Origin of the sequence: Flavobacterium sp. (genome assembly GCF_024305175.1) — a bacterium.
Lineage (GTDB): Bacteria > Bacteroidota > Bacteroidia > Flavobacteriales > Flavobacteriaceae > Flavobacterium.
Genome location: NZ_JAMWYY010000036.1, coordinates 1 through 21,851 on the forward strand (window position 1 = coordinate 1; position 21,851 = coordinate 21,851).

22 protein-coding genes are annotated in these 21,851 nt (G+C 43.9%); 14 read left to right on the forward strand and 8 right to left on the reverse strand.

Annotation, left to right across the window (positions count from 1 at the left end; translation table 11 throughout):
* Positions 1-91: 91 nt before the first annotated feature.
* Positions 92-898, forward strand: coding sequence for a hypothetical protein (locus Q0K96_RS09795; protein WP_297333814.1), 807 nt, complete (start codon positions 92-94; stop codon positions 896-898).
* A gap of 44 nt (positions 899-942) precedes the next feature.
* Here the strand turns inward: Q0K96_RS09795 and Q0K96_RS09800 are convergent, their stop codons facing one another.
* The 3 genes from Q0K96_RS09800 to Q0K96_RS09810 form a co-directional block, all read right to left on the reverse strand.
* A complete protein-coding gene (locus Q0K96_RS09800) occupies positions 943-2,091 on the reverse strand; it encodes an ATP-binding protein (RefSeq protein WP_297333815.1) in 1,149 nt (382 codons plus the stop codon).
* Positions 2,092-2,231: 140 nt separating this feature from the next.
* Positions 2,232-2,984: an SDR family NAD(P)-dependent oxidoreductase gene (locus Q0K96_RS09805; RefSeq protein ID WP_297333816.1), complete on the reverse strand. Its 753-nt coding sequence runs from the start codon at positions 2,982-2,984 to the stop codon at positions 2,232-2,234.
* Between the two features lie 70 nt (positions 2,985-3,054).
* Positions 3,055-3,924: an aldo/keto reductase gene (locus Q0K96_RS09810; RefSeq protein WP_297333817.1), complete on the reverse strand. Its 870-nt coding sequence runs from the start codon at positions 3,922-3,924 to the stop codon at positions 3,055-3,057.
* A gap of 187 nt (positions 3,925-4,111) precedes the next feature.
* On the opposite strand from Q0K96_RS09810, the gene Q0K96_RS09815 reads away from it, so the two are divergent.
* From Q0K96_RS09815 to Q0K96_RS09850, 8 genes are all read left to right on the forward strand, one after another.
* Positions 4,112-5,116 (forward strand): MoxR family ATPase, encoded by a 1,005-nt coding sequence (locus Q0K96_RS09815; protein WP_297333818.1) that lies wholly within the window; start codon positions 4,112-4,114, stop codon positions 5,114-5,116.
* An 85-nt stretch (positions 5,117-5,201) separates the two neighbouring features.
* Positions 5,202-6,068, forward strand: a complete 867-nt coding sequence (locus Q0K96_RS09820; protein WP_297333819.1) for a DUF58 domain-containing protein — start codon at positions 5,202-5,204, stop codon at positions 6,066-6,068.
* 18 nt (positions 6,069-6,086) lie between these two features.
* Positions 6,087-7,715: a hypothetical protein gene (locus Q0K96_RS09825; RefSeq protein ID WP_297333820.1), complete on the forward strand. Its 1,629-nt coding sequence runs from the start codon at positions 6,087-6,089 to the stop codon at positions 7,713-7,715.
* A gap of 2 nt (positions 7,716-7,717) precedes the next feature.
* Positions 7,718-8,722: a VWA domain-containing protein gene (locus Q0K96_RS09830; RefSeq protein ID WP_223053914.1), complete on the forward strand. Its 1,005-nt coding sequence runs from the start codon at positions 7,718-7,720 to the stop codon at positions 8,720-8,722.
* Between the two features lie 2 nt (positions 8,723-8,724).
* Positions 8,725-9,762, forward strand: coding sequence for a VWA domain-containing protein (locus Q0K96_RS09835; RefSeq protein ID WP_297333821.1), 1,038 nt, complete (start codon positions 8,725-8,727; stop codon positions 9,760-9,762).
* Entirely contained in the window at positions 9,759-10,559 is an 801-nt protein-coding gene (locus Q0K96_RS09840) for a tetratricopeptide repeat protein (RefSeq protein WP_297333822.1), read from the forward strand. Before Q0K96_RS09835 ends, Q0K96_RS09840 begins: the two co-directional genes overlap by 4 nt.
* A gap of 59 nt (positions 10,560-10,618) precedes the next feature.
* Positions 10,619-12,376 (forward strand): BatD family protein, encoded by a 1,758-nt coding sequence (locus Q0K96_RS09845; protein WP_297333823.1) that lies wholly within the window; start codon positions 10,619-10,621, stop codon positions 12,374-12,376.
* A 26-nt stretch (positions 12,377-12,402) separates the two neighbouring features.
* Entirely contained in the window at positions 12,403-13,149 is a 747-nt protein-coding gene (locus Q0K96_RS09850) for a tetratricopeptide repeat protein (RefSeq protein ID WP_297333824.1), read from the forward strand.
* Positions 13,150-13,235: 86 nt separating this feature from the next.
* Here Q0K96_RS09850 and Q0K96_RS09855 read toward each other — a convergent pair whose 3' ends face one another.
* Complete coding sequence (locus Q0K96_RS09855) at positions 13,236-13,811, reverse strand: CvpA family protein (RefSeq protein WP_297333825.1); 576 nt, start codon at positions 13,809-13,811, stop codon at positions 13,236-13,238.
* A gap of 94 nt (positions 13,812-13,905) precedes the next feature.
* Here Q0K96_RS09855 and Q0K96_RS09860 point away from each other — a divergent pair, with 94 nt between their 5' ends.
* The 3 genes from Q0K96_RS09860 (at position 13,906) to Q0K96_RS09870 (ending at position 16,095) form a co-directional block, all read left to right on the forward strand.
* Positions 13,906-14,262: a hypothetical protein gene (locus Q0K96_RS09860; RefSeq protein WP_297333826.1), complete on the forward strand. Its 357-nt coding sequence runs from the start codon at positions 13,906-13,908 to the stop codon at positions 14,260-14,262.
* Positions 14,263-14,356: 94 nt separating this feature from the next.
* Positions 14,357-15,376 carry a phenylalanine--tRNA ligase subunit alpha gene (gene pheS, locus Q0K96_RS09865; RefSeq protein WP_223053922.1) on the forward strand — a complete coding sequence of 340 codons (1,020 nt, stop codon included), beginning with the start codon at positions 14,357-14,359 and terminating at the stop codon, positions 15,374-15,376.
* Complete coding sequence (locus tag Q0K96_RS09870) at positions 15,376-16,095, forward strand: phytanoyl-CoA dioxygenase family protein (protein WP_297333827.1); 720 nt, start codon at positions 15,376-15,378, stop codon at positions 16,093-16,095. Before pheS ends, Q0K96_RS09870 begins: the two co-directional genes overlap by 1 nt.
* A gap of 2 nt (positions 16,096-16,097) precedes the next feature.
* Here the strand turns inward: Q0K96_RS09870 and Q0K96_RS09875 are convergent, their stop codons facing one another.
* Positions 16,098-16,571: a copper resistance protein NlpE gene (locus tag Q0K96_RS09875; protein ID WP_297333828.1), complete on the reverse strand. Its 474-nt coding sequence runs from the start codon at positions 16,569-16,571 to the stop codon at positions 16,098-16,100.
* 56 nt (positions 16,572-16,627) lie between these two features.
* Here Q0K96_RS09875 and Q0K96_RS09880 point away from each other — a divergent pair, with 56 nt between their 5' ends.
* The gene (locus Q0K96_RS09880) at positions 16,628-17,035 is read left to right on the forward strand and encodes a hypothetical protein (protein WP_297333829.1); all 408 of its coding nucleotides are present in this window, start codon (positions 16,628-16,630) and stop codon (positions 17,033-17,035) included.
* A gap of 113 nt (positions 17,036-17,148) precedes the next feature.
* The gene (locus tag Q0K96_RS09885) at positions 17,149-19,983 is read left to right on the forward strand and encodes a GH92 family glycosyl hydrolase (RefSeq protein ID WP_297333830.1); all 2,835 of its coding nucleotides are present in this window, start codon (positions 17,149-17,151) and stop codon (positions 19,981-19,983) included.
* Positions 19,984-20,034: 51 nt separating this feature from the next.
* On the opposite strand, the gene Q0K96_RS09890 is transcribed toward Q0K96_RS09885, so the two are convergent.
* From Q0K96_RS09890 to Q0K96_RS09900, 3 genes are all read right to left on the reverse strand, one after another.
* Positions 20,035-20,691 (reverse strand): CoA transferase subunit B, encoded by a 657-nt coding sequence (locus tag Q0K96_RS09890; RefSeq protein WP_297333831.1) that lies wholly within the window; start codon positions 20,689-20,691, stop codon positions 20,035-20,037.
* A 77-nt stretch (positions 20,692-20,768) separates the two neighbouring features.
* Positions 20,769-21,086 (reverse strand): four helix bundle protein, encoded by a 318-nt coding sequence (locus Q0K96_RS09895; protein ID WP_363317241.1) that lies wholly within the window; start codon positions 21,084-21,086, stop codon positions 20,769-20,771.
* 34 nt (positions 21,087-21,120) lie between these two features.
* Positions 21,121-21,819 carry a CoA transferase subunit A gene (locus Q0K96_RS09900; RefSeq protein WP_297333832.1) on the reverse strand — a complete coding sequence of 233 codons (699 nt, stop codon included), beginning with the start codon at positions 21,817-21,819 and terminating at the stop codon, positions 21,121-21,123.
* Between the last annotated feature and the right edge of the window lie 32 nt (positions 21,820-21,851).

The following is a 21,851-nucleotide window of genomic DNA, read 5'->3' on the forward strand; positions in this document are numbered from 1 at the left end:
TAATATTTTACATTAAAAAACTAAAAAATACTTTATTTTTTGAGAATTATGTTTTAATTTTGATTTATCTCTAAACTAAATTTTACTAATTATGAAAAAAATTATCAGTACTTCACTGTGCTTGTTTATGATTTTTTCATGTTCAACAAGCAACGATTCTGAAACATCCAGCCAAAGTTTAAGAATCGAAAAAGAATTAAGGTCGTATAACGAGAGCATTAACAGGTCAGCTTCCGGAATGCCTAAAAAAGGTAAGTTTTGGAAGATTGTTGGTGTAATTGCCGCCGATGTTGCCGGTGGTGCGCTCGGCTCCCTTATTAATCCGGTAGTTGGAGGGGTTACTGCCGCTGCTGCTTCAGGTGTTGCCGCAGCATCGGCTACTGCCGGGGGCGGTGATGGTGGTGTTGGCGAACCAATAAATCCTGATTTTAATGTGAACTATGTTGTGCCTGATCAATATGCCAATTGTGACATAGGCGATTACCACAATGATGCTTTAGCTAATGTTTTTAATGGAGACATGCCTATAGATCAGTACTTGATTGAAAATTACGGGGCAGAAACACTTGAGTATTATAACTCTGACAGTGTTCAGAATGTAAACAATCTGGCAGCAGAGATTACTGTTAACTATGTAGAAATGGGATATGACTATTCTTACATGTTAAGCTCCTACAGTGATAATAACCTTATTTCGGATAACACCAAAATGGTACTGTCATTATTTATGGGAGCATTATTTGAAGCGTCTTCAGATGCTCAGATTTCTGACATATTGAATTATTATTCTCAAACAGTCTTAGCGTCTGATGAGTTAACCGATTCAGATAAAGCATCTTTGTTTTCAGCTTTTTCAGTAGCGAGGAGTTCATCTAATTATTGGAATAATCTGAATTAAAACTTTTTATTCTCAAAATTAAGCCGGGAAAATAAATTTCCGGCTTAATCATTTTTATCATATTTCATTTTGCGGAGTACCCTCATGGCTTCCTTAAAAGAAACATATACCGAAGCGTCAGGAAATGCCTTAAGGTAAGGCTTGGCTTCTGCCAGTCTGTATTTGGCATCCTCAAAACCGTTGAGGTAGCATATCATCAGTGTATGGGGCAGGTTGTGCAGGTCGCGCTCCTCCCTTTCAGAAAGCGCTAAGCCTTTCTCAAGCTTTGCAATAAGCGAAAGGTTGGCATTATAAATATGATACATCATTTTGCGGTTGTACTGCGGAGGGTCAAACAACATCTGGCTCTCCATATTATAGTAGCCGTTATCATGAAAATGGATGCTCACTTTTTCCAATGGGTAATAGCTGGTTTTGTCATTTAGCCCTAATGATACATATTCGGTTATAGAAAAAGTGTCATCTGTAAAATGGATGCTTACCTCATCCAGCGCCGAATAAAACAGCTTTACCTGCTCATTAATAAGTTCTATATCTACCCGCGAATAGTAGTTGTTACCCTTAACCACTTTTTTGTTCCCTGCCCAGCATACAATAAACAGTTCTTTAAAAACCCTGTAGCCCGAAGCCATATCTTTATGGCGGTTGTTTAAAAAATCTATTACGCCTTCCAGCGTATGGCCTATGCTGTTACGGGAGCTGTTCTCTATATCTATTACGGTAGCAGTATTCTGGTAGTTCATCTCTTCTGCTTTTTCTACGGGAACAGAATTGCTGCCCCGCCGCATAAAGGCAGTGCCGTAGGGTATGGTGTGTACCGGCTTTTTAAAATAAGATATCTTGTTGTTGGGCCTTATGGTAACAAGCCCTACAACCTTGTCTTTAGGCAGCCCGGGGAAAGGCACATTTTCATATTGTATGCGTGGCGGATTATCAAGATAGGCATTAACCAGATTTTGTATGCGGCTGTCATCATAAAAGTCGGTGCCTACAATCTCGTTATCTTTATCCTCTACCCCAACTACTATATAAGAATCATTGGCAGGGTTAGAGTTGCTAAGGGCACATATATGTTTCACGAATTTGCCCTTACCCTCTTTAGTATGCAGGTTTAACTGACGCTTTTTGTCATAAAAACTGCTCTCATCATTATGAGCCAGCAGGTTTTTTATGAGAAGGCGCTTGTTAATCATTGCGGGTTGCGGGTTTCAATGTTGTAAATATACTTACTATTAATAAGTTCTTCCATTTCGAGCTTGCCGAGAAATCTCTCCCTCGCTGAAAAGATTTCTCAATTTCGCTTCGCTTTATTCGAAATGGAACAAAATCTCATTTATACCGATTTATTCAATATAGTTGCGCTTGCCTGCGCTGTTGGCAGTACCATCAGGTCGGCTATGTTTACATGATACGGGCGTGTTACCACAAAGGTTATAATATCGGCAATATCATCAGCTTTAAGCGGTTCATAGCCTTTATAAACCCCTGCTGCACGGTCAGTATCGCCTTTAAAGCGCACTTCGCTGAATTCTGTTGCCACAAGCCCGGGGTTAATGGCGCCGACCCGTATGCCATACTGGTTAAGGTCCATGCGCATGCCTTGGTTTATGGCATCTACCGCATGCTTGCTGGCGCAGTACACATTACCGTTAGGGTAAACCTCTTTACCCGCAATAGAGCCTATATTAATGATATGCCCGTGCCTGCGCTCTACCATGCCCGGTATAATGGCTCTCGATACATACAGCAAGCCCTTAACGTTAATATCCATCATCGAGTCCCAGTCGTTCAGGTCGCCGTTTTGTATCGGGTCAAGCCCGTGGGCATTCCCTGCGTTGTTTACCAGTATGTCAATATTCTTCAGGTCGTCAGGAATACTTTCTATCGAAGCGGCAACAGCCTCTTTATCGCGCACATCAAAGTTAAGGGTGTGCACGCGCGTTAGCGGTGCAAACTCATCCTGAAGCTCTGCCAGCCTGTCGTCGCGGCGCCCGCACAGTATAAGCCTGAAATGGTTCTTGGCAAAATATTTTGCCGTTGCCCTGCCTATACCGCTGGTTGCCCCTGTTATCAATGCTGTTTTCATATTTTTAATTTAAAGATTCAACGATTTAAGATTGAAAGTTGTGGATTCCCCCTTTGGGGGTTAGGGGGCTCTACGGCACCTTTTCCCCCATGCTCTCCGTCCAGATGGCAAACCAGTCTTCCAGCTCAAGCTGCACATCCGGAGCCCTCATCTGGTTCTTAAGCCTTTCAGGGTTTGCAGAGCCCGTTACCGGGATAATCTTTGCCGGATGGCGCAGTATCCATGCCAGTAGTACTACATCGGCAGTGACTTCATATTTTACAACAAGTTCCATCAGCAGCTCTTTAAGCCTGCGTGTTTGCTCGGTATCCGTTTTATACACACAGCCAATAGGGCTCCATGCCAGCGCCCGTATGTTGTTGAGGTGCATATAGTCGAGCGAACCATCCAGCATCGGCTGGTAGGCCGTTGCCGAAAATTCTATCTGGTTGCAAAAAACCTCGGTGCGCGAGCGGATAAGTTCTGTCTGGCTGTTGGTAAAGTTAGACACCCCGAAAGCCTTGATTTTTCCGTCAGCTTTCAGTTGCTCTGCCGCTTCGGCTATTTCGTCAGGTTCCATAAGCGGGCTGGGGCGGTGCAGCAGCAAGACATCCAGATAATCGGTATGCAGGTTTTTTAAAGAACCTTCGGTAGATTTTATAATATACTCTTTACTGTAGTCATAATGCTTAACACGGTTATTACGATTGCCCGTAACGTGCTGTATGCCACATTTAGAGATAAGCTGTGTTTGCTCCCGCGCTATGCCGCTGTGCTTGAATGCCGCACCAAATTCTGCCTCGGTGGTATAGCCGCCATAAATGTCAGCATGGTCAAAAGTGGTAATGCCATATTCCAGGCACGAATGCATAAGGGCTGCCATTTCGGTTGTGGTAAGGTTTTTGCTCCACACACCCCAGTTCATGGCACCCGCAATTATAGGTGATAAGGTAATTTTCATTAAACAGAACAGTTATTATGATTTTAGAATGCGATGCTAAAAATAGGAAAAATCTGCTTGCTAAAGCTTTAGCATAGTGTAACATTCCGGCCGATTTAACAACTCATTAACAAGCAATACATATTAAATTTCAATTTGCACCGTTACTTTAACATTATTAACTTCACAGCACCAAAAGATAAATAATATGGAAGAAAATACTGCTGCTTTAGACATAAGGGCAATTAATGAAAAAATAGAAAGGGAAAGTGCCTTTGTAGACCTCCTTACCATGGAGATGAACAAAGTGATAGTTGGGCAAAAGTATATGATAGAAAGGCTGCTTATAGGGCTTTTGGGCCAGGGGCACATATTACTTGAGGGTGTGCCGGGGCTTGCCAAAACCCTTGCTATAAACACGCTTAGCCAGGCGGTGCACGGCAGTTTCAGCCGTATACAGTTTACGCCCGACCTGCTTCCTGCCGATGTGGTAGGAACACTTATCTACAACATTAAGCAAAATGAATTCTCCATAAAAAAAGGGCCGATATTCGCCAACTTTGTTTTAGCTGACGAAATTAACCGTGCCCCGGCAAAAGTGCAGAGTGCCCTGCTGGAAGCCATGCAGGAAAAGCAGGTAACCATTGGCGAGGAAACCTTTAAATTGGAAAAACCTTTCCTGGTTATGGCTACCCAAAACCCTGTTGAGCAGGAAGGTACTTACCCACTGCCTGAAGCACAGGTTGACCGTTTTATGCTAAAGGCGGTTATAGATTATCCTAAAATTGAAGACGAAAGGCTGGTTATCCGCCAAAACCTGAAGGGTGCTTTTGAGAAGGTAAACCAAGTAGTATCGCTGGAACAGATATTGCGTGCACAGCAGGCCGTTCGTGAGGTGTATATGGATGAAAAAATAGAGAAATACATACTCGACCTGATATTTGCAACACGTTATCCTGAGCAGTACAAACTGGACAGCCTTAAGCCGCTTATCAGCTTCGGCTCATCGCCAAGGGGAAGTATCAATCTTGCCATAGCTGCCAAGTGCTACGCATTTATTAAGCGCAGGGGCTATGTAATACCGGAAGACGTAAGGGCGGTAGTGCACGATGTGTTGCGCCACAGGATAGGCATTACTTATGAAGCCGAAGCCGAGAACATAACCTCTATGGATATCATCAATAAAATAGTGAACCAGGTTGAAGTACCATAAAATTTGTTCAAAGTTTAAGGTTTAAAGTTAAGAGATTAGTTTGCTCAACTTTGAACCTGAAACATTAAACTTTAAACAAAAGAAAATGGATACAAAAGAGATACTTAAAAAGGTTCGGAAAATAGAGATAAAAACCCGGAGGCTGAGCGACCACATTTTCTCGGGAGAGTACCACACGTCTTTTAAAGGGCGGGGTATGACCTTTAGCGAAGTGCGGCAGTACCAGTTTGGCGACGATGTGCGCGCTATAGACTGGAATGTTACCGCCCGTTACAACGAACCCTACATAAAGGTTTTTGAAGAAGAGCGCGAACTCACCATGATGCTGATGGTAGATGTGAGCGGCTCTGAAAGCTTCGGGTCGCAAAATGCTTTTAAAAAAGATATTGTTACCGAGATTGCTGCCACTATGGCATTCAGCGCTACGCAAAACAATGATAAAATAGGGCTGATATTGTTCTCAGACCAGATTGAGCTTTATATCCCGCCAAAAAAGGGAAAGAGCCATGTACTGCGCATCATCCGGGAACTGATAGAATTTGCACCCAAAAGTAAAAAAACAGACTTGGCGCAGGCACTAAAATTTCTGAGCGGGGTGCAAAAAAAGAAAGCCATAGTGTTCCTGATATCCGACTTTATTACCGAAGGTTATGAGCACACCCTTAAAATTGCCGCCAAACGGCACGATGTAACGGGCGTGAGGGTTTATGACCACCGGGAGGAGCAGATGCCCAACCTGGGCATTGTAAACATGACGGATGCCGAAACAGGTGAATCGGTGCTTGTAAACACAGGCTCTAAGCAGGTAAGGCTTCAATATGAAAAATACTATCAGGATAAGGTAAAATATTTTAAGGAAACCTTTAGCCGTTGCGGTGCAGGGGCGGTAAGCACCCGTACAGACGAATCGTATGTTACCAGGCTGCTCGGCTATTTTAAAGCCCGGTCATAATCACGTTGTTATACAACCATGAAACACATAAAACTACATAAATACTTTACTATTTTCATGCTACTGGCGGCGGCAACATTGTTTGCACAACAGCCAAAGGTGGAAACAAGTATCGATTCTACCCGCATAAAAATAGGCTCGCAGTTTAACCTTACATTAAAAACAACTGTTGATATAGCAGCTAAGGTAAACTTCCCCGAAGGTAAGAACTTCGGGCAGCTCGAAGTGCTGGAAAGCTACCCTGTAGATACCGTGCGCAAGGGGGCAATGTATGAGCTTGTCAAAAAATATGGGCTCACGCAGTTTGACTCCGGGCGGTATGTAGTACCGCAACTGCCTGTTTTTATAAATAACACCAATATAAAAACTGATTCGCTCACCATAGAAGTCACTCCTGTAGCGGTAGATACACTGCAACAGAAAATGTACGACATTAAGGATGTGGCTACTGCATCGGGCAGCAACAGTTTCTGGATCTGGCTGCTTGCAGGCATCGTTGTTGCGGCGGCAATAGCTTTTGGTGTATGGTGGTTTATTAAAAAACGCAAAAAACCGGAGGTTAAAGAGGAAGAAGTGCATTATACTTCTCCTATAGAGAAAGCCACAACACAGCTAAAAGCGCTTGAAAGTAAGTCACTACTACAAAAAGGTGCGGTTAAAGATTATTACAGCGAACTTACCGATATTGCCCGTACCTACATAGAAGAGGCCATACACATACCGGCAATGGAGAGCACCACCGGAGAACTGATAGATGCAATGCGCAACGCCGTACGCCGCAAGAACATGAAACTGACACAGGAAACCTTTGAAGAGCTCGAGAAAGTACTGCGTAATGCCGATATGGTAAAATTTGCCAAGGTGCGCCCGGTCGACTTTGAGATTGCCGAAGACCGCAGCCGTATAGAAAAAACCATCGTTAAGATAGACCAGAGCATACCGGAGGAAAAAGAGGAAGACGAAGAGCATACCCTTTCATGGCTTGAGGCACAACGCAAAAAAGAGGCCATACAGAAGCGGAAGAAAAAACGCATCATTATTATTGTTGCGGCAGCTTTAGTATTGCTTACAGGCTTATTTTTTGTCGGCAGGGCCATTGCTTTAAAAGCTTACGGCGAAAGCAGCGAGCAGCTTTTAGCCGGAGAATGGATTAAAAGCGCCTACGGCAGTCCGCCAATAGTAATAGAAACACCCAAAGTGCTCATACGCCAGGATGTTGAAAAATTATATCCTGAAAATGCAATGGCAATTTATAAAGAAATGCAGGTGTTTAGCTACGGAACGCTGGGCGGCCATTTTAGCGTAAGCGTAAGCACCATGCGCTATAAGCAGGAAATAGACCCCGATCTTGCCCGTACTGCCGAAGGCTACATACAGGTTATGGAAGCCGCAGGAAGCAGGGATATCATAGTAAAAACTGAGGAATTTGCCACACCGGGCGGCCTGCAGGGGTTACGTGCCTATGGTAATATGGCTACGCCGCACCCGGTAACCAAACAAATGCAGCGCATGTATTATGAACTGCTTTTCTTTAAGCAGGAAAACGGCCTCCAGATAGTATCAATTATGTATCGTGAGGGCGATGAGTATGGCGCACAGGTGCTGGACAGGGTTAAGAATTCCATCGAAATATATAAACTGAACTAACAATGGGAGACGTTACTTTTTTACATCCTCAAATGTTTTGGCTGTTCCTGCTGCTCCCTGCGGCAATAGGCTGGTACATCTGGAAAAGGAAACAGCAAACGGCAACGCTCACCATAAGCACGCTTAACGGCTTTAAGGCTGCCCCCTCTTTACTGGCAAAACTTAAGCCTGCATTATTCGTGCTGCGCCTGCTGGCGCTCAGTGCCATGATCGTGGCGCTTGCCCGCCCGCGCAGTGTAGATGTAAGCAGCAAAATACGCACAACAAGGGGTATCGATATTGTTATGGCAATGGACGTTTCGGGCAGTATGCTTGCCAAAGACCTTAAGCCTAACCGCCTTGAAGCCCTTAAAGATGTAGCCGCCACCTTTGTAGACAACCGACCTAACGACAGGATAGGGCTTGTTGTTTATGCCGGGGAGAGTTACACCAAAACTCCCGTAACCAGCGATAAAGAACTGGTAAAGCAGGCAATACAATCGGTTAAGTATGACGATACCGTTTTGCAGGATGGTACCGGTATAGGCGTAGGGCTTGCCACAGCCATTAACCGCCTTAAGGAAAGCAAGGCAAAAAGCAAGGTAATAATACTGCTTACAGACGGGGTTAACAATGCCGGCTTTATAGACCCGCGCATGGCTGCCGAAATAGCTAAAGAGTATGACATTAAGGTATATACCATTGGCATCGGTACAAACGGCAACGCTATGTTCCCCTATGCTAAAACAGATGACGGCCGCTTTTTATACCAGATGATGAAAGTGGAGATAGACGAATCGCTGATGAAGGAAATTGCCAAAACTACTGACGGGCAATACTTCAGGGCAACAAGCAACAGCAAGCTAAAGGCTATTTATGACGAGATAAACAAGCTGGAGACTACCGAGATAAACGAGGAGAAGTTTTATAATTATGACGAAAAGTATCGCCCGTGGGTATTAGCCGCGCTGGGGCTGCTGCTTGCAGAGGTACTGCTTAGAAAAACCGTTTACAGAAGCTTTATTTAACCATGTACGAATTAGACGAACCCAAATACCTGTATTTTTTAGGCATAGTGCCCGTGCTGGTGGTGCTGTACCTCATCAACCTGTGGTGGCAGCGCAAAAAACAGCGCGAGTTTGGCAATACCGAGCTTGTAAAACGGCTAACGCCGGAGCGATCGGTATTTAAGCCTGCGCTAAAGCTGGCATTTGTACTGCTTGGGCTGTCAGGCATAATTATTGCGCTGGTAAACCCGAAAATAGGCACCAAGACCGAAACCGTTAAACGCGAGGGTATTGATATTGTGTTTGCCATAGATGTATCTAAGAGTATGCTGGCAGAAGATGTTGCGCCAAGCAGGCTCGAAAAATCGAAGCAGATAGTATCGCAAATAATAAACGAACTGGGTAACGACAGGATTGGTATAGTGGGCTATGCCGGCAGCGCCTACCCTGTTTTACCGATTACATCTGATTACAGCGTGGCTAAAATGTTCCTGCAAAACATGAATACCGATATGGTTTCCTCTCAGGGTACTGCCATAAGCGAGGCGCTGGAGCTTGCAACCACTTTTTTTGATGACCCGCAAACCAGCAAGCTGGTAATACTGGTATCTGACGGTGAAGACCACGGGCAGGACAGTATAGAAGCGGCAAGGCTGGCAAAGGAAAAAGGCATTAAAATAATAACGGTGGGCGTGGGTACCGAGAAAGGCGGACCCATTCCGCTAAAGCGGAACGGTATTACAGAAAGCTTTAAGCGCGATAACAATGGCGAGGTAGTGGTTACAAAAATGTACCCTAACGAGCTAAAGGCTATAGCCGAAGCCACACAGGGAGGCTATGTTTATGGCGGCAGCACGCGCGATGTAGAGCAATATGTATCTAAAGCACTTGAGAACGTAGAAAAGACAGAATTTGAGTCGAAAGAAATATCGCTGTATGACTCGCAGTTCCAGTGGTTTTTAGGCGCGGCTTTTGTTTTGCTGTTCCTCGAAATTTTTATGCTGGAAAAACGCACAGCGTGGATTAGGAAACTTAACCTGTTTAACGAAAAAGAACAATGAAGCTGAAAACCTCATTTACATACATTATGCTGCTGATGGCAGTGCTTGCTTTTTCGCAGGAAGAAGATAAAAAATACCTGCCAAAGGGCAACAGACAGTATGAAGATAAAGAGTATGCCTCTGCAGAGGCCAACTACCGGATAGCACAATCACAAAACCAGGGCAGCAACAAAGCATCTTATAACCTGGGCAATGCCATTTACAGGCAGGGGCAGGAAATTGAGGCTGCCTATGCCTACCTAAAGGCAGTGGAAGGATCTGACGACAAGGCGCTAAAGCATAAGGCTTATCATAATATAGGCAATGTGCTGATGAAAACAAAAGATTATCAAAAAGCAGTGGAAGCCTATAAAAATGCCTTGCGCAATAACCCGTATGACGAGGAAACCCGTTATAACTTTGCCCTTGCCAAAAAGATGCTGAAGGAAAACCCACCCAAGCCGCAGCCTCCGCAGGACCAGAAGAAAGACCAAAAAGACAAGCAGGACAAAAACCAGCAGCCGAAAGACCAGGGCGGCGGTGGCGGTGGCGACGATAAGGATAAAGGAGACAAGGGCGACCAGAAAGATAAAGATAACAACAAGGACAAAGGCGACCAAAAGGATAAAAGCCAGGGCAAAGACGAAGAAGATAAGGCAGGAGAAGGAGGCGAACAGGAGCAGGATGGCCCAAGCCCGGGCAGGCAGCGCATGGAAAACCTGCTGGATGCCATGAACAACGAAGAAAAAAAGATACAGGACAAGGTTAACGCCCGTAAAGTAAAGGTGCAGCCCAAACAGCCTGAAAAAGACTGGTAACGGCCTGATGATTGATACTGATTTGAAACTGTTTTCAAGTTAAGGATTAGAGAAAAGCAATGAAAAAACACATCTTACTATTATTGCTGTTGTGCCTTCAGGCGGTTTTTGCCCAGCAGGTAGAATTTAAAGCGGTTCCGAGTAAAACCACGCTGGGCGTAAACGAACGCCTCAGGGTGGAGTTTACCATGAATGAGGACGGCGACAACTTTAACCCTCCTTCTTTTGAGGGCTTCAGGGCATCTGGTCCAAGCCAGATGATAAGCAACTCGTGGGTAAACGGCAAGCGTACCTTTAGTAAAACCTATACCTATGTACTTACGCCAACAGCACGGGGAACCTTTACCGTTGGGCAGGCCAGTATCGAAATTAATGGTGAAACCTATAAAACCATACCTTTTAAGGTTACTGTTACGGCAGCCGTAAAAAATGCCAATGATCCTAACGCACCCCAACAGGATGCAGGCGAAGGCATACATGTAGTGGCAGAGGTAAGCGACAACAACCCCTATGTAAATGAACCTATAAGCGTGGTTTACAAATTATATGTAAGCCCCAATGCCAGTGTGCGTGGCACACGCCAGGTAGATGTACCGCAGTTTAACGATTTTTGGAGCCAGGATATACCCGTAAAAGATAACGGCGTGCAGCAGGGCACCTATAACGGCGAAAGCTACCGCTATGTGGTGCTTAAAAGGGTTGTGTTATACCCGCAAAAAAGCGGCAGGCTTGAGATTGAGCCGCTTACCCTTGAACTGACTATTGATGTGCCAACAGGCCGCAGGGACTTTTTTGGGAACCAGTTTATGACGCAGGTTAACAAAAACATGTCGAGTGGTACAAAATACATCAATGTAAAACCGCTGCCGGAAAGTGGCAGGCCGGCAGATTTTAACGGGGCAGTGGGTAAATTCGATTTTAAGGTAACGCCTAATAAAACAAAGCTTAATGCAGGTGAATCGTTACAGTTAAATGTATCTGTAAGCGGTACGGGCAACCTTAAACTCTTTACATTGCCTAAACCTGTTGTGCCTTCGGCGCTTGAAATGTATGACCCTGAGCATAAAGAAAATATCTCAATACCGCTTAGCGGCATGCGCGGCAGCATATCTGATAATTATACCATCATACCGCAAAATAAAGGCAAGTATCCTGTAAAGGCAATGTCGTTCTCTTATTTTGATACTTCGGCAGGCAGGTATAAGACCATCACGTCAGATGAAATTATGATAGATGTGCAGGACGGGCCTGTATCTGCCGGGGGCGATGCTACCGCTATGGGCTCTGGCACATCAAAACAGGATGTAAAAGCAAGGGAGCAGTTCCGGTTTGTTGATCTTGCTACTTCTCTTAAGCCTATAGGCCAAAAAGACTTTTTTGGTTCAGGGTTGTTCTATGCGCTGCTTTTTGCACCATTTGTTGCAATACCATTTATAGTACTGGCAAAAAGGCAAAAGCAGGCACGCGATAATGATGTTACGGGCAACCGAATACGCAAAAACAACAGGCTTGCCAAAAAATACCTGGGCGAAGCCAAAAAGCAACTGGGCAGTAAAGAGCCGTTTTATGTGGCGCTGGAAAAAGCCCTTCATAACTTCCTTAAGGCGAAGCTGAACCTAGAAACATCTGAAATGACGAAACCTAATATACAGGAGTTGCTACTTACAAGAGGCGCTAAAGCCGAAACGGTTGAGGAGTTCATTAAGATAATGAACAGTTGTGAGTTTGCAAGGTATGCGCCATCAAGCGGGGCAGCCATGCAGCAGGATTATGACAATGCCGTTAAAGTAATAACAAAGCTTGAAAAAGAAATTTAGTACGTATTATGTATAGTTACCCAACAATGAAGAAACTGATATATATACTTGCACTATTCTTTACCCTTCACGGCTGGGCACAGCAGGCATTTGAAAAAGGCAACGAGCTGTACCGCCAGGGTAAGTATAAAAAAGCAGCCGAAAGTTATGAGAGCATACTAAAAAACGGGCAGGAATCGGCTGAGGTATATTTTAACCTGGGCAATGCTTATTATAAAATGAACCGGGTGGCACCTGCTATTTACAATTATGAAAAATCGTTACTATTAAAGCCGAATGACAAAGACACCAAAATAAACCTGGACTATGCCCGCAAAATGACCATTGATAATATTGAGGCAGTGCCACAGGTGGGCTTTAGCAAAATGCTGTATAATTTTACCGGCAGTTATCATTATGATACCTGGGCATGGGCAGCAATTGGAGGCTCTGTATTTTTCATGTTGTTTTTTATAGGCTATTACTTTTCGGGTACCACACTTTTAAAAAGGGTTTTCTTTGTTGCCATGCTGGCAGCATTAGTGGCAATACTTATATCGGTACTCTCGGCAGTTTTTGTAAAATCGGAAAGCAATAAAGAACGCCCGGCAATAGTATTTGACGAGGTAGTGTCGGTAAAAAGCGAGCCTAACGATACCGCAACCGATGCTTTTATACTGCACGAAGGCACAAAGGTTTTTGTAAAAGAAACACTTGGCAATTACAAGAAAATTGAGCTTGAAGACGACAGCGAAGGCTGGATAATTAAAGATGCTATCCGAGAAATTAAATAATTAATCGATTTGAAAATTTGGTAGTTTGAAAATGTATTATTGGTTCCATTCCGAGCTTGTCGAGGAATCTTAATTTTCAAATTGAATTAAACTGACCTGTCAAGCCCTTCAATAGGTTCCTCATCTGTCGGTTCTTCTTCAGTATCAGCAGGCTTTGCTGTGGCATCTTTAAAGTCGGCCACCCATTCTTCCAATACCGGGTACAGGGTTCGAGAAACCTTTAGTACCGGGTAAAAGAAAACAGATTTTTGCAGGGTGGTTTCATCGGCAAGTGCATTGCTGCTGTTCATCTGCATAAAAAAATTGAGCAGCACACTTACTATCAGCGCCCATTTAATCAGCCCGAACAATCCGCCCAGCAACCTGTTGAGCCAGCCCATCATAACCAGCCCGGCCATTTTGGTAAACACACGCCCCATTACGGTTACCACTACCACAACTATAGCAAACGTGAGGATAAAGGCGGCAATTTTAATGTATTTGTCTTCCCAGCCAAAAACGCCGTTTAGCCAGTTGCCCATATACCCCGAAAACTTTATAGCCGCATAAAGCCCCAGTGCCAGCGAGAGTAATGCGGCAAGCTCTGCAAAGAGGCCTTTCCACATACCGCGGATGAGTCCGTACAGCAGGGCAAGCCCGATAAGTATGTCTATAACCGCCATAAGGCAAAGTTAACCTTCCCTGCCGATTATGCAAACCAAAAAGCACGCGGCATTAAATGCAAACGCACTATCTTTGCGCTTATAAACATGATATATGTCGCGCGACGAACAACTGAAAGAACGCTGGGAACAGCTTGTAACGATACTATCTAACCGCTTTGCCGATGGCGAAAAGCTTGACCTTGATGCTATTATTTACCTGATAGGGGTACAGGAACTGGGTAAATTTAACCGCAAGTTTAAGAAAGATGAAAAGGTAAACCTAATGCACATTGCCATCTGCCGTTTGCTGGAACCATACGGTTATTATGAATTTGACTATTTTGATGAAGACGGCTGGCCCCATTACATTGTAAAAGAGCAACTGCCGGCACTTAAAGCCGGCGAACAGTCAGTTTTAATGAAAGGCGCTATAGTGGATTATTTTATGGAGAAGGGTGTTATATCGTAAAACTTCATAACCACAGGTGAAGAATAATAGAAAAGAATAGATGGCACAACATTTTTAAAATGCCTAAATTTGCATTCGCTTTACTAGAATAACAATGATAGACAAGATTAAAGGGTATATAGCCGAAGCCGAGGCTTTCAGCACGCAGAGCAAAGAAGAACTGGAAGCATTCCGTATAAAATTCCTGGGTAAAAAAGGGATTGTAAATGATTTTCTTGCCGAATTTAAGAACGTGCCCAACGAACAGAAGAAAGAGTTCGGACAGGTAATCAACGGCCTTAAAAATGCGGCACAGGACAAGGTAAAAGACCTTACCGAAGCTATGGAAAGCAAGGAAGAGGCTAAAGGCATTTATGGCGACCTTACCCGCCCCGGCGAGCCTTTTACTATTGGCTCCCGCCATCCTATTTCTATCGTTAAGAACCAGATTATAGACATTTTCTCCAACATAGGCTTTAACGTGAGTGAAGGCCCTGAAATTGAAGACGACTGGCATAACTTTACTGCGCTTAACCTGCCGGAATATCACCCGGCACGCGATATGCAGGACACTTTTTTTATACAAACCAACCCTGATGTGCTGCTGCGCACGCACACCTCATCGGTACAGGTTCGCTATATGGAAAACAACAAGCCGCCCATCCGTACCATATCTCCGGGAAGAGTGTTCCGTAATGAGGCTATTTCGTCACGCTCACACTGTATTTTCCACCAGATTGAAGGACTGTATATAGATAAAGATGTTTCGTTTGCCGACCTGAAGCAGACATTATTATATTTTACCAAAGAAATGTTCGGCAAGAGCAAAATACGCCTGCGCCCAAGTTATTTCCCCTTTACAGAGCCAAGTGCCGAGGTAGATATTTACTGGGGGCTTAAAACCGAAACCGACTACCGCATTACAAAAGGTACAGGCTGGCTGGAAATTATGGGCTGCGGTATGGTTGACCCTAATGTTTTAAAGAACTGCGGCATAGATGATACCAAGTATAACGGTTTTGCCTTTGGTATGGGTATAGAGCGTATTGCTATGCTGCTGTACCAGATAAGCGACATCCGTATGTTTTATGAAAACGATGTGCGTTTCTTAGAACAGTTTAAGGCTACGATATAATGCAGTTTAAAAGCCATAGCGAACAGCTTTTGCAGGATGGCTTTACTGTTATCAGTAACATTTATACGGATGGTGAAGCGGATGAAATTATTACTGCTATAAATAATAATAACTCGCAAAGTGATACTTTTCGCCGCACGGAAGGCCTTTTTGCGATAAGGCAGTTTTTAAAAGAGTTTCCGGATTTAAAAGAAACACTATTTAATGATAATCTCCGAAAGGTTGTACAGCAGCTTTTCGGAGATTCTTATTTTGTGGTGAAAAGCATTTATTTTGATAAGCCGCAAATGTCGAATTGGTATGTTGCGTGGCATCAGGATCTCACAATATCCGTAAAGGATAAAGCTGAAATTACAGGTTTTGGGCCGTGGACAAAAAAGCAGGGGCAATATGCAGTACAACCACCTTTAGAAGTACTCGAAAACATTTATACAGTACGCATCCACCTTGATGATACCGACGGAAATAACGGAGCGCTTAAAGTAATACCCGGCACACACCTTAAAAAAGTGTACCGCCCTGAAGCTTTAGGAAAGGATATTGAGCAGGAAATTACGTGCAATGTGCCCAAAGGCGGTATAATGATTATGAAGCCCCTTATTATGCACAGCTCATCTCGCACCACCAACAAAAAGCAAAGGCGGGTAATACATATTGAGTTTTCTTCTATGCATCTGCCCGAAGCATTACAGTGGGCAGAGAAAGATTGCTTTCAATAAACTTATTGTATTTTACGCAGCAGGTACCGCGCCTGTGGCGCACCCTTTTCTTCATTGTCAAACTTATCCAGCTTTTTTAGCATGTTCTCCATTACCCTGAATTTAAGATGGTCACCCTCTGCATCAAGGGTAATAATTATGCCTTCTTCATTCCACGTAAAGCTGCCTTTAATTTCTCTGGGTTCTTTTTCCTGCCCCAGTTTTTGCAGCCATAAAACATAGCTGTTGTCATTATGCAGTTCAATCACGTGCTTGTAACCGTCGCAACCCTCCCAACAGGGTAATACGCCGCTGTATTTACCGGGCCAGTCGAGGGCATTCTCGCTGTTATGCATATCGGGCACTTTATCGTTTTCCAGTCCGGGCGCTTCTGCCGAAGGTTCAGTCTTGTTTTGCGCATCAGCGGCATTTTTGCCATCTTTGCACGCTGTTAGGCTCAATATGGCAAACAGGCATATTAATTGCAAACGTTTCATCGGTAAAGTGTTTGCAGTAAAGGTAAAACCTAACCCGTAAAAAGTATATTAAAGAAATGAAAAAAGATATTGTTATCCCGAAAGTAGAAAATGTATATGTAGCCGCCCTGCAGGAGTGGAACGACGATTTTATGGAAAACACCTGGTATGCCTACCTGGTTAATGACAGCGATGAAAAACTGGAAACCCTCATTGTGGTAAGCAATGCCAGCGGGCTTATTAACGGCGAAGAACGCAAAACAAGCACCATGCGCCACGCCTTTACCGAAGTTCCTGCCAATAGTGCTGTAAAGATTGAAATGATAGAGGAAAGCGTACTGGAGCTGAATAACAGCTTTATGGTAACCTTTTTTAAAGGAAACACGCTATATGATAAAAACTTCAGCTTTACTGCGGGCAGCATCAGTACAGATAACCTTACCGAAGTCCCTGTAATTTATAAAGACGGCGTACTGGCTAAATAGAACCAGATGAGAGGCAGTGGCCGCGCAAAGCATGCTATCTTAAGCAAGAAACAGCATCTAAATTCGTTATCTTAGTACACTGCAACAACATACTAAACATAACAATACACACAATGAAAAAACTGCTGTTGGCTATTGTGCTACTTACCGCCATAACTGCACCCGCACAGGAATACCACAAATACGTTAACCCGTTTATCGGTACAGGCGGGCACGGGCATACATTTCCCGGCGCTACGGTGCCACACGGCATGGTGCAGCTAAGCCCCGATACCCGTATAGACGGCAGTTGGGACGGTTGCAGCGGCTATCATTATTCCGACAATGTTATTTACGGGTTTTCACATACGCACCTTAACGGCACCGGCGTATCAGACTACGGCGATATTATGCTGATGCCTACCATGGGCGAACCAAGCCTTGACAAAAAGGAGTATTCCTCAACGTTTTCTCATGACAATGAAACCGCGAGTGCGGGTTACTATAGCGTAATATTGGATGATGATACTATCAAAACAGAGTTTACCGCAACCCCACGTGCCGGGCTGCATCAGTACACCTTCAGCAAAAAAGGACAGGCCAATATAGTACTCGACCTTAACCACCGCGACCACCTGCTGATGGGTGAAGTACGCATAATTGATGCTAAAACCATTGAGGTACTTCGCCAAAGCGAGGCATGGGCGCGAAACCAGTATGTATATGCACGCATAGAGTTCAGCAAACCTATGAAGGTTACTGCCGTAAATAACAATGCTTTTGCTCCTGCAAGAACTACCGATACTTTTTTTGCCGGTTCGTTGCTTGCGCTAAGTTTTAGTACCGAGGTTAAAAAAGGTGAAAAGCTGCTTGTAAAAGTAGCACTATCGCCTACAGGCTATGAAGGTGCGGCAAAGAATATGAAAGCCGAATTGCCAAAGTGGAATTTTAAAAAAACCAGAAAAGCTGCCGAGAAACTTTGGAATGAAGAGCTTTCTAAAATAGAAGTGACCTCATCGGATAAAGATAAACTTGCCATATTCTATACCGCACTGTACCACACCATGATGCAGCCCAACATTGCTATGGACGTTGATGGTATGTACCGCGGGCGCGATACTGAAATACACAAAGCCGAAGGTTTTGATTATTATACCGTATTCTCGCTTTGGGATACCTTCCGTGGCGCGCATCCGCTTTATACGCTTATCGATAAAAAACGGACAGCCGACTATATTAATACTTTTATTAATCAATATGAGCAGGGCGGCAGGCTGCCGGTTTGGGAACTGGCAAGTAATGAAACCGACTGCATGATTGGCTATCACTCTGTTTCGGTAATAGCCGATGCTATGGCAAAAGGCATCAGAGGGTTTGACTACCAAAAAGCGTATGAGGCGGCAAGGCATAGCGCCATGCAGGAGCATTTCGGGCTTAATGCCTATAAATACCAGGGTTTTATCAGTATTGACGACGAGCACGAATGCGTATCTAAAACCCTTGAGTATGCCTATGACGATTGGTGCATTGCACAAATGGCGCAGATGTTGGGAGAAAATGATGATTACCTATTCTTTATGAAACGCTCTCAGTACTGGAAGAATATATTTGACCCCGAAGTTAAGCACATGCGCCCTAAAAAGAACGGCGGGTGGGACACACCGTTTGACCCGCGTGAGGTAAATAACAACTTTACAGAAGGCAATAGTTGGCAATACAGTTTTTTCGTGCCGCAGGATATAGAAGGAATGATTGAAGCCTATGGCGGTGCTGACGCCTTTGAAGCCAAGCTTGATGAAATGTTTAATGCTCCAAGCCGAACTACAGGGCGCGAACAGGCAGATGTTACAGGCCTTATCGGGCAGTATGCACACGGCAACGAGCCGAGCCACCACATGGCATACCTGTACTACTATGTAGATAAACCTGACAAAACAAAAGAGAAAGTACATTACATACTCGATAACTTTTATAAAAATTCGCCCGACGGGCTTATTGGTAATGAAGACTGCGGGCAGATGAGCGCGTGGTATGTGTTGAGCAGTATGGGGATTTATCCCGTTACGCCCGGTAAGAAGATCTGGACGCCTGTACAACCCTATTTTGAAGAGACCACTATCCATTTAGAAGATGGTACCACCAAAACTACGGGCAAAATAATGCCTGTTGACAATTTGCGTTTTTTAAACTACACAGAAGAAGAGTACCGAAGCAGGCCAACATCGGTAATAGATTCATCAGCAACAGATATTGTTCCTGTTCCTGTAGTGCTTGCAGGTGGTAAGGCTTTCAAAGGCAGTATGCAAATTGAAATGAAAGCTCCTTTTGGTGCTGATAAAATGTATTACATCATCAATACAGAAAGTAATGAACACCAAAGCCGCAGTTTTGAAGAATATACCGGGCCATTTGAGGTAACCGAAAGCTGCCAGATTCGTGCCTATGCGGAAAAAGGGAGGACTATAAGCCATGTGGTTACAGCTAATTTTGTGAAGAAGCCAAACGACTACACCGTGAGGCTACTGTCTGAATACAACCGTCAATATCATGCAGGCGGTGCTAATGGTCTTACAGACGGTATTTATGGTGACGGTAACTGGCGCAAAGGCGACTGGCAGGGCTATCAGGGGCAGGACTTTGAAGCGGTAATAGACCTTCAAAAACAAATGCCTGTAAGCAGTATAGCTGCCAACTTTTTACAGGACAGCCGTTCCTGGATACTTATGCCGGTTAAAGTAGAATACTATGCCAGCGATAACAACAAAGATTTTAAGCTTATTGGCAGTGTTGATAATACCATCCCGGCAGATGACTATAACACACAAATAGAGAGTTTAAGCATTGCTGCCGATGGTATAAAAGCCCGCTACATAAAGGTTAAAGCCTACAATTATGGCACGCTGCCCGATTGGCACCAGGGGCATGGTGGTGAAGCTTTTATCTTTATTGATGAAATTACCGTAGAATAACACAAAAGCCTGCTAATGATTAGCAGGCTTTTGTATATATATAGTAGTGCACTAATCGATAACCATTTCAGGGATATCGCCTTCTATAATAAGATTTCCTTCGGTAGCCTTTTTTATGTCTTCTACGGTTACACCCGGCGCACGCTCCAACAGTTTAAAGCCTTGCGGTATAATTTCAAGCACGGCAAGCTCTGTTACCACTTTCTTTACGCAGCCAACACCTGTAAGCGGCAGTGTGCAGCGCTTCAGCAGCTTGCTTTCGCCTGCTTTGTTAACGTGCATCATTGCCACAATGATATTCTCGGCAGAAGCCACTAAATCCATAGCGCCGCCCATTCCTTTTACCATTTTTCCCGGAATTTTCCAGTTGGCAATATCACCATTCTCAGCTACTTCCATAGCCCCGAGTATGGTAAGGTCAACCTTTTGGGCGCGAATCATACCGAAGCTAAGCGCCGAATCAAAGAATGACGCGCCGGGTAATGTTGTTATAGTTTGCTTACCTGCGTTGATTATGTCAGCATCCTCTTCGCCTTCATAAGGAAACGGCCCCATACCTAAAACACCATTCTCACTCTGGAATTCAACTGAAATATCGTCGCGTACATAATTTGCCACAAGGGTAGGAATACCAATCCCAAGGTTTACATAGTAACCGTCTTTTACTTCTTTTGCTATACGTTTTGCTATTTGCTCTTTTCCTAACATAATACTATTTGATGATTTGAAAATTTGATGATTTGAAGATTACTTTGCTTTACTGGAAGCTATAATCTTTGTAATTATCAAGATAATATAGAATTTAAATCTTTAAAAATTTGTTCATCCGGATCCGGAAGGTGTTCTGATGATTTACACAACTCCAGCCAGTAATATACTTCATCAGCTTCTTTCGCTGCTATCTTAAACTTATGAATAAAATCAGCCTTACTTTCGGCATTCTGAGCTTCCTTTGTATTGGCTCCGATAGATGTGCCGCTCCTGAATACCTGTGAGGCCATTTCATATTTCTTCGCTTCTTTGAGTTTTTCGGCAAATGCAATAATTTTAAGAGCAAACTGAAATGTAAGATCTACGATTAAATTTTGCCTGTCATTTCTCATCTTCAAATTTTCAAATCAGCGAATTTTCAAATAACTATCTATTACGCACAGTGCGTTGTTCTATCCTTTTTTCATACTTTTCGCCTTTAAAAATGCGCTGTACAAAAATACCCGGTATGTGTATCTGGTTCGGGTCAAGCTCACCTGCCGGGACTAATTCTTCCACCTCTGCAATGGTAATTTTTGCAGCACCCGCCATACACGCATTAAAATTACGTGCAGTGCCCTTAAATATAAGGTTTCCTGCCTCATCGCCCTTCCATGCCTTAACTATGGCAAAATCGGCTTTATAAGCTTCTTCCAGTATGTGCATCTTGCCGTTCCATTCGCGCGATTCTTTTCCTTCAGCTACTTCTGTACCATAACCGGCAGGCGTATAAAATGCGGGTATTCCTGCCTGTGCGGCGCGGCATTTCTCGGCAAGTGTGCCCTGTGGCGTAAGCTCTACTTCAAGCTCGCCGCTAAGCATCTGCCTTTCAAATTCGGCATTCTCGCCCACGTATGATGATATCATTTTTTTGATTTGCTTTTTTTGCAAAAGCAGCCCAAGCCCAAAATCGTCAACTCCTGCATTGTTAGATATACAGGTAAGGTTAGTTACATTCTTCCTAACCAGTTCGGCTATGCTGTTTTCGGGAATACCGCAAAGCCCGAAACCGCCCAGCATAATGGTCATGCCATCTTCTATACCTTTAAGCGCTTCTTCAACGTTTTGTGTTTTTTTATTAATCATACAATTAATTTTAATTTTCGCGTATAAATATA